Source organism: Photobacterium kishitanii (genome assembly GCF_003026355.1).
GTDB classification, from domain to species: Bacteria; Pseudomonadota; Gammaproteobacteria; order Enterobacterales; family Vibrionaceae; genus Photobacterium; species Photobacterium kishitanii.
Window position 1 is genome coordinate 67,855 of record NZ_PYON01000016.1, and the last position, 13,412, is coordinate 81,266.

Genomic DNA, 13,412 nt, shown 5'->3' on the forward strand with positions numbered 1-13,412 from the left:
AATCGTGCTGTAACTAGAAATTGATCAACGACTTATTGCGATAAATATCACAATTTATATTGTAGCTCACTACACAATAACGCTTGAAATCAGGAACCGCAATACACGAATTATCATCCATGCTTAGGTAGTGGTACGATACTAAGCATAAAAAATAACAACCTTGGTTAACGGACCTTCTTTACTATGATGACAACCCAACCGATTCGCATTGCTACACGTAAAAGCCCATTAGCCATGTGGCAGGCAGAGTTTGTAAAAGCTGAACTTGAACTGGCTCATCCAGGGCTCGTTGTTGAACTGCTACCTATGGTAACAAAAGGTGACATTATTTTAGACACTCCCTTAGCAAAAGTGGGCGGTAAAGGCTTATTTGTAAAAGAACTTGAAGTAGCAATGCTTGAAGGTCGCGCAGATATTGCGGTGCACTCAATGAAAGATGTACCGGTTGAGTTTCCTGAAGGACTCGGCTTAGTGACAATTTGTGAACGTGAAGACCCACGTGATGCATTTGTGTCTAATCACTATGACTCCATTGATGACTTACCTCTAGGGGCTATTGTAGGAACATCAAGTTTACGCCGCCAATGCCAACTACGATCTCAACGTCCAGATCTGATCGTTAATGACCTCCGTGGTAATGTAAATACTCGTTTACGCAAGCTTGATGAAGGCCAATATGACGCCATCATTTTAGCGACTGCAGGTCTAAAACGCCTTAAAATGAATGATCGTATTCGCAGTGAAATTGCTCCAGAAGTTAGCTTACCCGCGGTAGGTCAAGGTGCTGTCGGCATTGAATGCCGTTTGAATGATCAGCGTGTGCGCGATCTACTTGCTCCCCTTAATCATCAACCGACAGCGACACGCGTCCTGTGTGAGCGCGCGATGAATAACCGTCTTCAAGGTGGTTGCCAAGTGCCTATTGGGAGTTATTCAGAACTGCAAGGCGATAACATTTGGTTACGTGCTTTAGTTGGCGAGCCTGATGGTAGCATTATTATTCGCGCTGAAATTAGCGGCCCAATTGCAGCAGCAGAACAATTAGGTGAAACCTTAGCTGATGAGTTGTTAGCCAAAGGTGCCAAAGACATTCTTGACCGTTTATACGGTAACGCCTAATGGCAGTGCTGATCACCCGTCCAGCACCTGAGTGCGATCAATTGGTGGCACAACTTAACCAAGTGGCGATCAGCGCTATTGCTCAGCCTTTACTTGAGGTACAGCAAGGGAAACATATAAATAGATTAATAGAACAAATTCAACAACTGCAACAAGGTGACTACATCATTGCAGTTAGCTATCATGCGGTACGTTTTGCAGCTGATTACTTGATTTCACAAGGTGCAGAATGGCCAAAAAACATGCATTATATAGCCGTTGGCGACAAGACAGCTGCAGCTTTAGCCCAGGCCTGTCAACAACCAGTGAGCTCGCCCCAAGGTAACCATGATAGTGAAGCGCTATTAGCCTTACCTGAGCTTGCTAATATTCGCCACCGTAGGGTATTAATCTTACGAGGTAATGGTGGACGCGAATTAATCTATCAAGCATTAACCGCTCGCCATGCCCAAGTCAGTTATTGTGAAACTTATCAACGCTGCTGGCTTGATCTCGATGCAACACAATTAGTCCAACAGTGGCAACAACAGCAAATACAGGCTCTAGTTGTCACAAGTAGTGAACAGTTAATATACTTAACGGGATTGATCCCAACTGAGAATTTGACTTGGCTTTATAATTGCCACCTTTTCGTACCAAGTCAACGCGTCGCAGACCGAGCATCAACGCTTGGCTACAGACATATTTCCACCGTGGGGAGCGCTGCTAATCAGGCGTTATTCACGTTCCTAAAAAGCAACGTAAGCTAACGGAATAATTAGGATGACAGACAAAACAACCAACACAAACCCAACTGCAGCGCCATCAATTAAAGATAAGCCTGCGGTTACTGCTTCAAAAACGACCAAAACAGCACCACCAGCCACTAAACAAAAAAAATCAGGTAGCAAAACCGGTTGGGTTGCGATTGCACTAGTATTGGCACTTGGTGGTGGTCTTTACTATCACGGTCATCAGCAAGGTCTACAACAACAACAGCAAATTGCCGCCTTACAACAACAAATAGCGACGATGAAAGCTGCCCTAAAAGCCGATCAACAGCAAACCCTCGGCATGGTTAATAATGAACTTCGCACCACACAACGTAGTGTTGAGCAAGGCATTAGCCAACAGCAAAAATCAATTGACTCTATTCAAACCGCAATTGCTGACTTAAAAGGCCAAGAGCCTAACGATTGGTTATTAGCGGAAGCTGACTACTTAGTTAAAATGGCAGGACGTAAGTTATGGTTAGAACATGACGTTACCAGTGCAACCTTATTATTAGAAGCAGCAGATCACCGTATTGCAGAGCTTAATGACCCAAGCCTTAAAGGCCTACGTCAAGCAATGAGCAATGACATTACCGCATTAAAATCAATCACTGTCGTTGATCGTGACGGTATCGTATTGCGTCTTAACAGTCTTGAAAACAGTATTGATAACCTACCATTAGCCAATGCGGTACTAGCAAAAGCAGAGCCACAACAGAACCCAACTGTGAGCCAATCAGTCAATGACTGGAAAGATAACTTAATGACCTCATTGAAGAACTTTAGTGAGCATTTCATTACTTATCGTAAGCGTGATGGCAGCGTGGTTCCTTTACTATCACCACAACAAGATTTCTATCTCCAACAAAACATCAAGAATAAGCTCGAAACTGCTATCTCAGCAGTGTACCGCGATCAAGGCCAAATCTACCGTGAGTCGATTGCAACCGCGATTAAATGGGCGCAACAGTACTACAACTTATCATCACCGAAAACCCAAAGCTTTATTGCTGGCTTGCAACAACTAGAGCAACAAAATGTAGCAGTGGATTACCCAGCGAAATTGCAATCACAAGCACTGATCACCAAATTAGTTAATCAAGTATTGCGCAATAAAATGACAGCAATCAATGAGCCAGTTGCCGTTAAAACTAACGAGTCTCAACTTAAAGCTGACAAACCAGCAATTAAAGTTGTGGTACCAGCTGTAAAAGAGCCGGTTAAAAAACTCATCAAACAAACAGCAACACCTGCAAATACCGATACAAATAACAAAGCGGTTGTTAGTTACTCAACCACAACTAAAGAGGAAACCAAATAATGATTAAATTGTTGTTATTGGTCATCGCTCTGATTGCCGGTATCATTGTCAGCCCCGATCTTGCTGGTCATCAAGGCTATGTGTTGATCTCGTTTGCCAATCAAACCATCGAAATGAGTTTAACCACACTTATTATTGTGGCGATTGCCATCGTCGCGATCTTTTTTGTACTTGAGTTCATTCTGCGTCGGTTGTTTTCTTTTGGTAGCTCAACCCGTGGTTGGTTTAGTGGTCGCCAAGTACGCAAAGCACGCCGCAACACCGCTGAAGGGTTATTAAAAGTTGCTGAAGGCGATTGGAAATCTGCTGAAAAAATGCTTTCTAAATCAGCAAAATACAGCGATGCACCGATTTTAAATTACCTAGCAGCAGCGGAAGCAGCACAAGGGCTAGGTAAAACCCAACAACGTGATCAATATTTACAACTAGCCGCAGAGCAAGATACTGAAAACCTTGCGGTATCACTGACGCGCGCTAAGCTTCAAATTCGCCAACAGCAATTTGAACAAGCGTTAGCAACCTTGCAAGACGTACAGCCAAATAGCCCACGTAATCCAATGATACTGAGTTTATTAAAGCAGTGTTATTTACAACTAGAAGATTGGAAAGCGCTCCAAGCACTGTTGCCCCAATTAACCAAAGCAAACGTGATCACAGCAGACGAAGCCGCACAATTAGATGTCCAAGCACAGTGTGGTCAAATGCATCACTTAAGCCAACAAAACGGCAGTGATGGCTTAATCGGTTACTGGAATAGCATCAGCCGTAAAGATAAGCACAACCCAGCCTTAGTGGCGTGTTTTGTTAAGCAGATGATTATTCGTCATGCTGATTCTGATGCATTTCCAATATTGCGTGATGCTATTAAGAAAAACCCAGATCAAAGCTTAATTAGCTTAATGCCACAATTAACCCTGCCAGATCGCCACCCAGCCATTGTTAGCCTACAAGATTTATTAGCCAACAATAGCAATAACCCAGCATTACAAAGTGCATTAGGGCAAATGCTAATGGCTGATAATCAATGGCAACCAGCGAAGGATCACTTAGAAAAAGCCGTTGCAATACGTCCCGATGTGACAGATTACGCCCACCTTGTTGCTACTCTTGAACAACTTGGCGATAAGCAAGCCGCAGCGGAAGTTTCGCGTCAAGCTCTGCAACTAGCAAAACCCGATCAAGCCTAAGTTTTAAGTCTGAAAAAAGCGCCTTGATGGCGCTTTTTTTTCGTCTGGATAACAGTTTTAGCATTAACATGTTTCTGAATGTAAACAGCCATTGCAAGGTATATCTGCCCCATTGCTCCTAAGCCATAAACACGTTTCAATAGCCACTCTGCCCTTTTTATTTAACATTTGGATAACTGTTATGGATATGCTTCCTTGGCTGATTGTTTCAGGTATTATGGTGTCGGTGATTGTTGGCGTAATGATGGCTGTATTAATTAAACACGCTGATTAATGAACACCTATAAAAAAGCCTCCTAATTGGAGGCTTTTTTATAGGTGTTATTTGGTAATAAGCGACTATGTTAATCCCAAAGCCTGCTTAGTTTTACGTAATTGTTCATCAAACTTTTTCACCGCTTTAGCGGCTTTTTTTAATTGTTTAGTTTTCTTCTTGGCTAATTTCTTAAGTTTTTCGGTCTGCTTTAGCAATTCATCAGGTTGCTCAATCACCTCTGTTTGCTCAACCACAGTAACCATCTCAATTCGACTTTGACCAACAGCTGTTGGCATTGGCAAACTATGGACGTTCATCATCGTAGGAGCAGGCGACGCTGATGCCGCTAATGTCATCACAGGAGGTGGTGGTGGCACTATTTGGGGAGCAATGGCATTGGTTAAGCTACTCGGTTTACATAAGTAGTCTTTATCACTCGCAACCCGCGTACAGCTAGCACAAATAAATTTTGGCTCACTGACAATTTTAGTGATCGTCGCAAATTGATCGGCAATTTCGGCACGACGATACTTACACAACGACTTCACCATCAACACATCCTCACTCAAGACTCACCAGAATTACGACATTAAACGATAATGATTCGTAATTCCAGTAATGAATGTATTGTTCAGCGTCAAATGTGTAACTTTTTATTTTTGGATATCATTCGTTTTCATACCGGCTTTCACATAGATATCAAAACGGTTTTTCTTGGTTTCAATTGCCATCGAAGGCTTCGCATTTGCTAAAAACTCAGCATAATCCGGGCGCTTAACCACAATGCGCTTAGTTGCTAATGCATAAGCTGGCGCAAACAATTCATCAGCATCTAAATCGGCACCGACTAAAGTTTGGAAAACGCGCATTTCTTTTTTTACCAATGCTGATTTCTTTTTATGCGGGTACATCGGATCTAAATAAATCACTTCCGGAGCAACAAAATCTTTATCCGCGGCTAACTGCAATAAAGCATCTTGACTCGATGCATGTAATAACTGCATCCGCTCACTGACCCAATGACCAATTTCAGGATCGGCTTTAGCACGGGCTAAACCATCATCCAGTAATGCGGCCACCACTGGATGACGCTCAACCAATTGCACTTTACACCCCAATGACGCTAATACAAACGCATCACGTCCTAAACCTGCCGTCGCATCGAGCACTGTCGGCGTAATACCATTTTTTAAACCAACCGCTTTGGCAATTGCTTGACCACGACCACCACCAAATTTACGTCGATGTGCTACCGCACCACTCGCCAGATCAACAAAAACAGCGCCAAGCTTAGGTTCATCCAGCTTACGCAACTCTAACTGATTAGCGGTTAATACTAACGCAAAACAACTATGCTCATCATGCGTCAATCCCCAGCGGGCGGCGAGTTGATCTAATTCAGACTGACGTTGAGGCACTTCACAAAGTAAGGCTAGTTGCACTGCATTCTCCGGTATCAAACAATATCTATTTCGCTCAACAAAAGGAAATAGAAGCTATGGGTGGCGAATTATAGCACCACAAATCAAGCTTGGCTCTGGTATCACAACCTAACATAAGGATAAGATAGCCCAAGGTCGCAGCATGCGAATAACTTAGCTTGCCGAAAGGAATTGTGATGAATGTAGCTGTTCGTATCGATGATTTAGATCGCGATATTCTCAACGCGTTAATGACAGATGCACGAGTGCCCTACGCTGAAATGGCAAAACGGTTTAATGTTAGCCCAGCGACAGTACATGTTAGGGTTGAAAAAATGCGTACCTCGCAAATAATTACGGGCACCGAGGTAATCGTTAATCCAAAACTATTGGGCTACGACGTGTGCTGTTTTATTGGTATCAATCTTTATGCTGCACGTGATTATCACTCTGCACTTGAAAAACTTAATCAGCTTGATGAAGTAGTAGAAGCTTATTACACCACAGGTGCTTACAATATTTTTGTAAAGTTGATGTGTCATTCAATCGAAGAATTACAGCATGTATTGATCAATAAACTACAAGCGATTGAGGAAGTACAATCAACCGAAACCTTAATTTCGCTCCAAAACCCAATCAATAGAAACGTTAAGCCTTAGCGATAATTGGCCATAAAAAAAGCGAGCTCAAGCTCGCTTCTTATCACATTACATCATGATTATTTTTTTAAATGTAGCGCCCGCTCAGCGGCTTCTGCTGCTAACCATTCAGCGACAGTTTTGGCAAAATAGGTTAACACCCCATCAGCACCAGCACGCTTAAAGCACATTAATGATTCCATTACCGTTTCACGCTCTTTAAGCCAACCGTTTTGGAATGCTGCCATGTGCATTGCATATTCACCTGACACTTGATAAGCATAAGTAGGAACTTGCAGTTCAGTTTTCACGCGACGTACCACATCTAAATATGGCATTCCCGGTTTCACCATCACCATATCAGCACCTTCACTGATGTCCATTGCCACTTCATGCAAAGCTTCATCACTATTGGCAGGATCCATCTGATACGTTTTCTTATCGCCACCTTTAAGATTACCCGTTGAACCGACAGCATCACGAAACGGACCATAGTAATTCGACGCATATTTAGCTGAGTAAGCCATAATTTGCGTATTAATATGACCCGCTTGCTCAAGTGCTTCACGGATAGCACCAATACGACCATCCATCATATCGGAAGGAGCAATAACATCCGCCCCCGCATCTGCATGCGATAATGCTTGTTTGATCAAAATATCAGTAGTGATATCGTTAAGCACGTAGCCTTCATCATCAATGATACCGTCTTGACCATGAACCGTGAACGGATCTAAGGCAACATCAGTGATCACACCTAACTCAGGTACATGCGCTTTTAAAGCACGTACCGCGGTTTGTACTAAACCATCAACGTTATATGCTTCTTCCGCTAATTCAGATTTAAACTGTTGTGATACCACTGGAAATAACGCAATCGCAGGTACACCAAGACTGGCAATATAAGCCGCTTCTTCTAACAGTAAATCAATTGATAAGCGCTCAATACCCGGCATAGAAGTAACACTCTCGCGACGATTAGTGCCTTCAAGGACAAACATCGGATAAATAAGATCATTAACAGATACCTGGTTTTCCGCCATCAAACGACGACTAAAATCATGCTTACGAACCCGACGCATACGACGTCCAGGAAAAGCACCTTGAATAGATACAGACACGGTAAACTCCTTACTGGTTAATGGGTATTGATAATATCACTCACATCACTAGGGTGGGATTAAATTGCAAAAAAAGCTTGGCTCACTTGGTAAGAATTATTGACAACTTGAGTCGCAGACTCACCACGGCACTCAGCAATAACCTGTGCAATATGAGGCAAATACAACGGTTCATTACGACTAGATTTCGGCTTTGGGCGGTAATCTCGCGGCAATAAATAAGGACAATCGGTTTCAATCATTAACCGTTGACTAGGAATATCTTTAACAATCTGGCGCAATTCAGTGCCACGGCGTTCATCACAAATCCAACCGGTAATACCAATATGTACATCAAGCGCTAGACAATCATGCAGTTCTTGTTGTGAGCCCGTAAAGCAATGTAAGACCGCCGCTGGTAATTTATCGCGCCATGGTTTTAGAATCGCTAAAAAACGCTCATGAGCATCACGACAATGCATAAACACAGGTAAATTAAGTTCAGCTGCTAACGCTAATTGCGCTTCAAATACCGCTTCTTGCTGCGGACGTGGTGAAAAATCACGATTAAAATCCAAGCCACATTCACCGATCGCAACCACCTCGGGTAATTGCGCTAAAGCACGAATTTGAGGTAAGGCGAGATCTATTACCGATTTGGCATCATGTGGATGAACACCTGCAGTGCTATAACAATAATCAGGCCATTGCTGAGCCAGTTGTTGAGCGGCAATACTTTCTTCGATACTAGTACCAGTGATGACCAGCCCTTTAACGCCAACAGCTTGGGCGCGCGCAATCACATCGGCACGATCTTTATCAAACCGACTATTGGTAAGGTTAACGCCAATATCTATCATTTATTTTCTCATCGACTAATGAACAAGCATACTCAGCAGTATATCGAGCTCAATATTGACTGACTATGTAAGAATCACATTATTACAGCTATAAAAAAACCGACACTAATGTCGGTTTTTTTCATCATCACAGGGGTTAAAACCCTATTCTTTGCTGATGCTCTTTACGTCTTGCGGTTCATCTTCGTTATCTTCGTCATATCCATCTTCATCATCTTTACGAATGTAAAAACGTGAGAAGAATAAACCGACTTCAAATAACAAACACATTGGTACCGCTAACAAAGTCTGAGATAAAATATCAGGCGGTGTTAACAACATACCAACCACAAACGCTGCCACGATAATATATGGGCGTTTACTGCGTAATGTTTCAGGATCGGTAGCACCGGTCCAACACAACAGAATAATTGCTACTGGAATCTCAAATGCAATACCAAACGCCATAAATAGCGACAGTACAAAATCGAGATAACTTGAAATATCTGTTGCAACTTCAACCCCTTGCGGAGCGACGCTGGTAAAGAATTTAAACACCAATGGAAACACAACAAAATAAGCAAACGCAACACCGGCATAAAACAGCAATGAGCTGGAAACCAGTAATGGCATAATAAGCTTACGTTCATGCTTGTATAATCCTGGCGCTACAAAAGCCCACAGTTGATACAAAATCATTGGCACAGCAATAAACACAGCGGTAACTAAAGTGAGTTTTATCGGTGTAAAGAACGGTGACGCAACATCTGTTGCAATCATAGTGGCACCAATTGGCATACGTTCAACCAAAGGTGCAGCTACAAAAGCGTAAATGTCTTTCGAAAACCAAACTATACAGACAAAAACCACCAGCACGCTGATGAGAGAGCGCAGGATCCGTGTACGCAGCTCAAGTAAATGGCTGAATAACGGCTGCGAATCTTCGACAGTCGACATAGTGATGTAATTTATTCCTGCTTATTAGAAGTCGTTGCTGAGGGTTGCTCGCTTTTATCAGCATAGGGACGTTGCACATCAGAAGCGACTTTTTTAAGTTCATCAACCGACTCTTGCAATTCAGGCGCGATGTCCTTCATTCCCATTTGCTCAGCTTTTTTTAAATTGGCTTGCAGTTCCTGAATTTTCAGTTCCTGAGCCAACTCATCTTTGACTGAGTTTGCCATATTACGGGCAGCGCCTATCCACTGCGATACAGTACGTATCGCAACGGGTAGACGTTCCGGCCCCAGTACTACTAATCCCACCACGGAGATCAGCACTAACTCCCAGAACCCGATATCAAACACGTCTTAAACCTGCTCTTTGTCTTTTTGACTCGTTTTAGTCTGATCAGCGGCTTGCTGCTCATCCGCAATTTTCTTCTGCTCAAAATCTGCGTCAGGTGTTTCTTTCTTAGCTGCAGGTGCTGAATCTTCATCACCAATCGCTTTTTTGAAACCCTTAACAGCAGAACCTAAGTCGCCACCCAATGTGCGTAACTTCTTAGTTCCGAACAACAGAACAATGATCAGTGCAATAATTAGCAATTGCCAGATACTGATACCACCCATGCTTATTTTACCTCAGCTTTATGTGGTTAATAACGGAGTGCGTTGTTAAACGCAACTATAAGTATAGGCGAAACCTAAATCGATTATTTTCGACAGGCTCGCCATCCCAGCAACCAAAATACCGCTCCTGCTCCAGCTGCAATAGCAGGATAGGTGGTAACATGATCACCAAAAAGTATGGCAGCACACACCATCATGGTGGCACCAATACCAAAATAAAATCTTGCCTTACCTTGGTTACGCCGACTATCCATGAAATTATCATAGAGTGTATCGAGTCGCTGGTTCATAACCTTGCCTTGGCGCAAACTGTCGTAAAGTAATTCAGGTAATTCGGGTAACTTTTCAGCCCAAAATGGTGCTTTACTCTTTACCGCTTCAATAATTGCTTGCGGTCCGACTTGGCGAGACATCCAATCTTCTAAAAACGGTTTTGCCGTTGCCCACAGATCTAGCTGTGGATACAACTGCCGTCCAAGACCCTCAACATAAAGTAAGGTCTTTTGTAACAGCACTAATTGCGGCTGCACTTCCATATTGAATCGACGCGCGGTATTGAATAAATTAAGCAATACGTGACCAAATGATATTTCACATAATGGTTTTTCAAAAATCGGTTCGCACACCGTACGAATCGCAACTTCAAACGCATCAATATTGGTGTCAGCGGGTACCCAGCCAGAATCAACGTGTAATTCTGCTACCTTTCGATAATCACGATTAAAGAAAGCCAGTAAGTTTTCAGCTAAGTAACGTTTGTCTTCACGATTAAGCGTGCCGACAATACCACAGTCCAACGCAATCCATTGTGGATCATGTGGATGCTCATAAGAAACAAAAATATTCCCTGGGTGCATGTCGGCGTGGAAGAAACTATCACGGAATACCTGTGTAAAGAATATATTTACCGCATTTTCCGATAATAATTTCAAATCAGTGCCATTGGCTTTTAATGCATCAAGGTCTGAAACCTGAATACCGTATATGCGTTCCATGACAAGCAGATTAACACTACTGTAATCAGTGAAGACTTCTGGTACGTATAGCGAGTCATCACCTTCGAAATTACGTCGAAGTTGAATCCCATTCGCAGCCTCACGCATTAAGTCCAGTTCATCAAGTAAGGTCTTTTCATATTCCCTTACCACTTCAACGGGGCGTAAGCGACGCGCTTCAGGCTGTAACCGAGAAACTATCTCCGCCATTCGATACATCAGCTTTATATCAGCTTCAATGATCGGCTTTATATCTGGTCGAATAACTTTAAATACAATTTCACGACCATTTTCTTTCATGGTTGCAGTATGTACTTGTGCTATTGATGCTGACGCTAACGCCACCTCATCAAAATCATCAAACCATTGTTCTATCGGCCCACCTAATGATGCTTCAATAGTGCGTTTGGCTAATTGGCCATCAAACGGCGCTACCTGATCTTGCAGTAATGCTAATTGATCGGCGATATGGGGTGGAAACAAATCACGCCGAGTCGACATCATTTGGCCAAACTTGATCCATACCGGTCCAAGTTCTTGTAACGCTAACCGTAACCGCTCACCTAATGGTTTGTCGGGATACTCATTTTTAATCCAAAATAACGATTTACGTAATTTTTTTGGCAATTCAGAGCGTGGGTCTTGCGGAATAAAATCATCCAAACCGTAACGCAATTGCACTTCAATAATACGGTAAAGACGTTTGAATTCACGAATAGTCATCATGGCTATTTATCGCTCAAGTAACTGATTTAATCGGGCCTCAAAACAGGCAACATCGGATTTCAAGTCATCAACTTGATCAGCAAAATACGCTATTTCTAATGGCTGTGGTAATAATCGCCACTCTTCCGTTAGCGTTTGAGCTAAATTTTGCTGGCGTTTAAGTAGTCGTTGTTGAAGAAATTGACCACTCGATTTAACGCTGCTTACTACCGTATGAGCAACAACATCACCACTATAATGAGATAACTTTTCTTCAAGATCGGGCTTAAGGCCACTCAACAAACTTGAGAAATGCTGCGCTAATTGTAAGTCGCCATCAAGCGCTAACTTGTCGGCTTTAATTAACTGCGTCACATTAGCTTGTTGACGCAATTCTGGTAGCACGGTTAAGTTAAGTGCCAATTGGCAATCAACATCACCCTCATAAACAGCTAATACATCAATCTGTTGGCTAAAAATAAAATAGAGCGTTTTGCCAAATTCATTTAACGTCACGCTGATCACTTTACCGCGTAAACGCGATAAACGACGCTGACTATCAGCATCGTCTTTTACTAACTGATTAAGCGCCGTTTCTATCGCGCCAGTAACAAACGCATCTATTGGCATATTGACCTCAGAACTTATAACCACGGTGCAAAGCAACAATACCGCCAGTTAAATTGTAATAGCTAGTCTGATCAAAACCAGCGTCATCCATCATGCCTTGTAAGGTTGGCTGATCAGGGTGCATACGAATAGATTCAGCTAAATAACGATAACTTTCACTATCATGAGCAATGATTTCACCGATTTTTGGCAATAAGTGGAATGAGTAAGCGTCATATATTTTTGATAATGGTTCTAAAATCGGCTTTGAAAACTCCAACACTAGCAAGCGTCCACCGGGTTTTAAAACGCGGTACATCGAGCGCAATGCTTGCTCTTTATCAGTAACGTTACGTAAACAGAAGCTAATCGTAATACAATCAAAATAATTATCAGGAAAAGGCAATTCCTCAGCATTTGCTTGCACGTAACCAACGTTACCAACAATACCACTATCACGCAGCTTACTACGGCCAACTTTTAACATTGAGTTATTGATATCAGCTAGAATAACTTGGCCACTATCACCCACAATACGAGAAAACTTAGCCGTTAAATCCCCAGTACCACCGCCTAAATCAAGCACGCGTTGACCACGGCGAACACCACTGCAGTCAATCGTAAACCGCTTCCATACGCGATGAATACCCATCGACATTAAGTCATTCATAATGTCGTACTTTGCAGCTACTGAATGGAATACTTCAGCAACCATGGTTGCTTTTTCATCTTTGGCCACGGTACGAAAGCCAAAGTGAGTAGTGTCTTGTGTGGTATCCGTCATGCTCAATCCGTTATGTGTCCTCGCGCTCATTCTATTGTTACAATAAAATAGCTGACGGGGATTAAATTCATTTATTCAACTGGCTTAGTGTACTTGATGGTTGTCGTTTGCT

15 protein-coding genes are annotated in these 13,412 nt (G+C 42.6%); 5 read left to right on the forward strand and 10 right to left on the reverse strand.

Annotation, left to right across the window (positions count from 1 at the left end; translation table 11 throughout):
* Positions 1-189 precede the first annotated feature (189 nt).
* Genes hemC through C0W29_RS16485 form a run of 4 tightly spaced genes read left to right on the forward strand, consistent with a single transcriptional unit; the run spans position 190 to position 4,382 of the window.
* On the forward strand, positions 190-1,122 hold the full coding sequence (gene hemC / locus C0W29_RS16470) for a hydroxymethylbilane synthase (protein WP_045045501.1): 933 nt from the start codon (positions 190-192) through the stop codon (positions 1,120-1,122).
* Entirely contained in the window at positions 1,122-1,871 is a 750-nt protein-coding gene (locus tag C0W29_RS16475; RefSeq protein WP_045045483.1) for a uroporphyrinogen-III synthase, read from the forward strand. The genes hemC and C0W29_RS16475 overlap by 1 nt, the downstream gene beginning before the upstream one ends.
* A 13-nt stretch (positions 1,872-1,884) precedes the next feature.
* On the forward strand, positions 1,885-3,195 hold the full coding sequence (hemX, locus tag C0W29_RS16480) for a uroporphyrinogen-III C-methyltransferase (protein ID WP_045045482.1): 1,311 nt from the start codon (positions 1,885-1,887) through the stop codon (positions 3,193-3,195).
* Positions 3,195-4,382, forward strand: a complete 1,188-nt coding sequence (locus C0W29_RS16485) for a heme biosynthesis HemY N-terminal domain-containing protein (protein WP_045045481.1) — start codon at positions 3,195-3,197, stop codon at positions 4,380-4,382. Before hemX ends, C0W29_RS16485 begins: the two co-directional genes overlap by 1 nt.
* A gap of 339 nt (positions 4,383-4,721) precedes the next feature.
* Here the strand turns inward: C0W29_RS16485 and C0W29_RS16490 are convergent, their stop codons facing one another.
* Together C0W29_RS16490 and C0W29_RS16495 are read right to left on the reverse strand one after the other, a co-directional pair.
* The gene (locus C0W29_RS16490; protein ID WP_045044097.1) at positions 4,722-5,189 is read right to left on the reverse strand and encodes a hypothetical protein; all 468 of its coding nucleotides are present in this window, start codon (positions 5,187-5,189) and stop codon (positions 4,722-4,724) included.
* Positions 5,190-5,291: 102 nt separating this feature from the next.
* A complete protein-coding gene (locus C0W29_RS16495) occupies positions 5,292-6,080 on the reverse strand; it encodes a class I SAM-dependent methyltransferase (protein ID WP_045044096.1) in 789 nt (262 codons plus the stop codon).
* A 176-nt stretch (positions 6,081-6,256) separates the two neighbouring features.
* On the opposite strand from C0W29_RS16495, the gene asnC reads away from it, so the two are divergent.
* On the forward strand, positions 6,257-6,718 hold the full coding sequence (gene asnC, locus C0W29_RS16500) for a transcriptional regulator AsnC (RefSeq protein WP_036788460.1): 462 nt from the start codon (positions 6,257-6,259) through the stop codon (positions 6,716-6,718).
* Between the two features lie 59 nt (positions 6,719-6,777).
* Here the strand turns inward: asnC and hemB are convergent, their stop codons facing one another.
* From hemB to ubiE, 8 genes are all read right to left on the reverse strand, one after another.
* On the reverse strand, positions 6,778-7,818 hold the full coding sequence (gene hemB / locus C0W29_RS16505) for a porphobilinogen synthase (RefSeq protein ID WP_036788461.1): 1,041 nt from the start codon (positions 7,816-7,818) through the stop codon (positions 6,778-6,780).
* A gap of 59 nt (positions 7,819-7,877) precedes the next feature.
* On the reverse strand, positions 7,878-8,657 hold the full coding sequence (locus C0W29_RS16510; protein ID WP_036788462.1) for a TatD family hydrolase: 780 nt from the start codon (positions 8,655-8,657) through the stop codon (positions 7,878-7,880).
* A gap of 144 nt (positions 8,658-8,801) precedes the next feature.
* The gene (gene tatC / locus C0W29_RS16515) at positions 8,802-9,593 is read right to left on the reverse strand and encodes a twin-arginine translocase subunit TatC (protein WP_036788463.1); all 792 of its coding nucleotides are present in this window, start codon (positions 9,591-9,593) and stop codon (positions 8,802-8,804) included.
* 11 nt (positions 9,594-9,604) lie between these two features.
* Positions 9,605-9,943 carry a Sec-independent protein translocase protein TatB gene (tatB, locus tag C0W29_RS16520; RefSeq protein WP_036788464.1) on the reverse strand — a complete coding sequence of 113 codons (339 nt, stop codon included), beginning with the start codon at positions 9,941-9,943 and terminating at the stop codon, positions 9,605-9,607.
* 3 nt (positions 9,944-9,946) lie between these two features.
* Positions 9,947-10,207, reverse strand: coding sequence for a Sec-independent protein translocase subunit TatA (gene tatA / locus C0W29_RS16525; RefSeq protein WP_036788465.1), 261 nt, complete (start codon positions 10,205-10,207; stop codon positions 9,947-9,949).
* Positions 10,208-10,290: 83 nt separating this feature from the next.
* Positions 10,291-11,928 (reverse strand): ubiquinone biosynthesis regulatory protein kinase UbiB, encoded by a 1,638-nt coding sequence (gene ubiB, locus C0W29_RS16530; protein ID WP_173425447.1) that lies wholly within the window; start codon positions 11,926-11,928, stop codon positions 10,291-10,293.
* Between the two features lie 6 nt (positions 11,929-11,934).
* On the reverse strand, positions 11,935-12,537 hold the full coding sequence (locus C0W29_RS16535; RefSeq protein ID WP_036788467.1) for a ubiquinone biosynthesis accessory factor UbiJ: 603 nt from the start codon (positions 12,535-12,537) through the stop codon (positions 11,935-11,937).
* A gap of 7 nt (positions 12,538-12,544) precedes the next feature.
* Positions 12,545-13,300 carry a bifunctional demethylmenaquinone methyltransferase/2-methoxy-6-polyprenyl-1,4-benzoquinol methylase UbiE gene (gene ubiE / locus C0W29_RS16540; protein WP_036788469.1) on the reverse strand — a complete coding sequence of 252 codons (756 nt, stop codon included), beginning with the start codon at positions 13,298-13,300 and terminating at the stop codon, positions 12,545-12,547.
* Positions 13,301-13,412: the final 112 nt, after the last annotated feature.

Bases quoted from the DNA above. Each gene is read 5' to 3' on its own strand.
- C0W29_RS16490 (WP_045044097.1), bottom strand. From the start codon at position 5,189: ATGGTGAAGTCGTTGTGTAAGTATCGTCGTGCCGAAATTGCCGATCAA.
- asnC (WP_036788460.1), top strand. From the start codon at position 6,257: ATGAATGTAGCTGTTCGTATCGATGATTTAGATCGCGATATTCTCAAC.
- ubiE (WP_036788469.1), bottom strand. From the start codon at position 13,300: ATGACGGATACCACACAAGACACTACTCACTTTGGCTTTCGTACCGTG.
- C0W29_RS16485 (WP_045045481.1), top strand. From the start codon at position 3,195: ATGATTAAATTGTTGTTATTGGTCATCGCTCTGATTGCCGGTATCATT.
- hemC (WP_045045501.1), top strand. From the start codon at position 190: ATGACAACCCAACCGATTCGCATTGCTACACGTAAAAGCCCATTAGCC.
- hemX (WP_045045482.1), top strand. From the start codon at position 1,885: ATGACAGACAAAACAACCAACACAAACCCAACTGCAGCGCCATCAATT.
- ubiB (WP_173425447.1), bottom strand. From the start codon at position 11,928: ATGATGACTATTCGTGAATTCAAACGTCTTTACCGTATTATTGAAGTG.
- C0W29_RS16475 (WP_045045483.1), top strand. From the start codon at position 1,122: ATGGCAGTGCTGATCACCCGTCCAGCACCTGAGTGCGATCAATTGGTG.
- tatA (WP_036788465.1), bottom strand. From the start codon at position 10,207: ATGGGTGGTATCAGTATCTGGCAATTGCTAATTATTGCACTGATCATT.
- C0W29_RS16510 (WP_036788462.1), bottom strand. From the start codon at position 8,657: ATGATAGATATTGGCGTTAACCTTACCAATAGTCGGTTTGATAAAGAT.
- tatC (WP_036788463.1), bottom strand. From the start codon at position 9,593: ATGTCGACTGTCGAAGATTCGCAGCCGTTATTCAGCCATTTACTTGAG.
- C0W29_RS16535 (WP_036788467.1), bottom strand. From the start codon at position 12,537: ATGCCAATAGATGCGTTTGTTACTGGCGCGATAGAAACGGCGCTTAAT.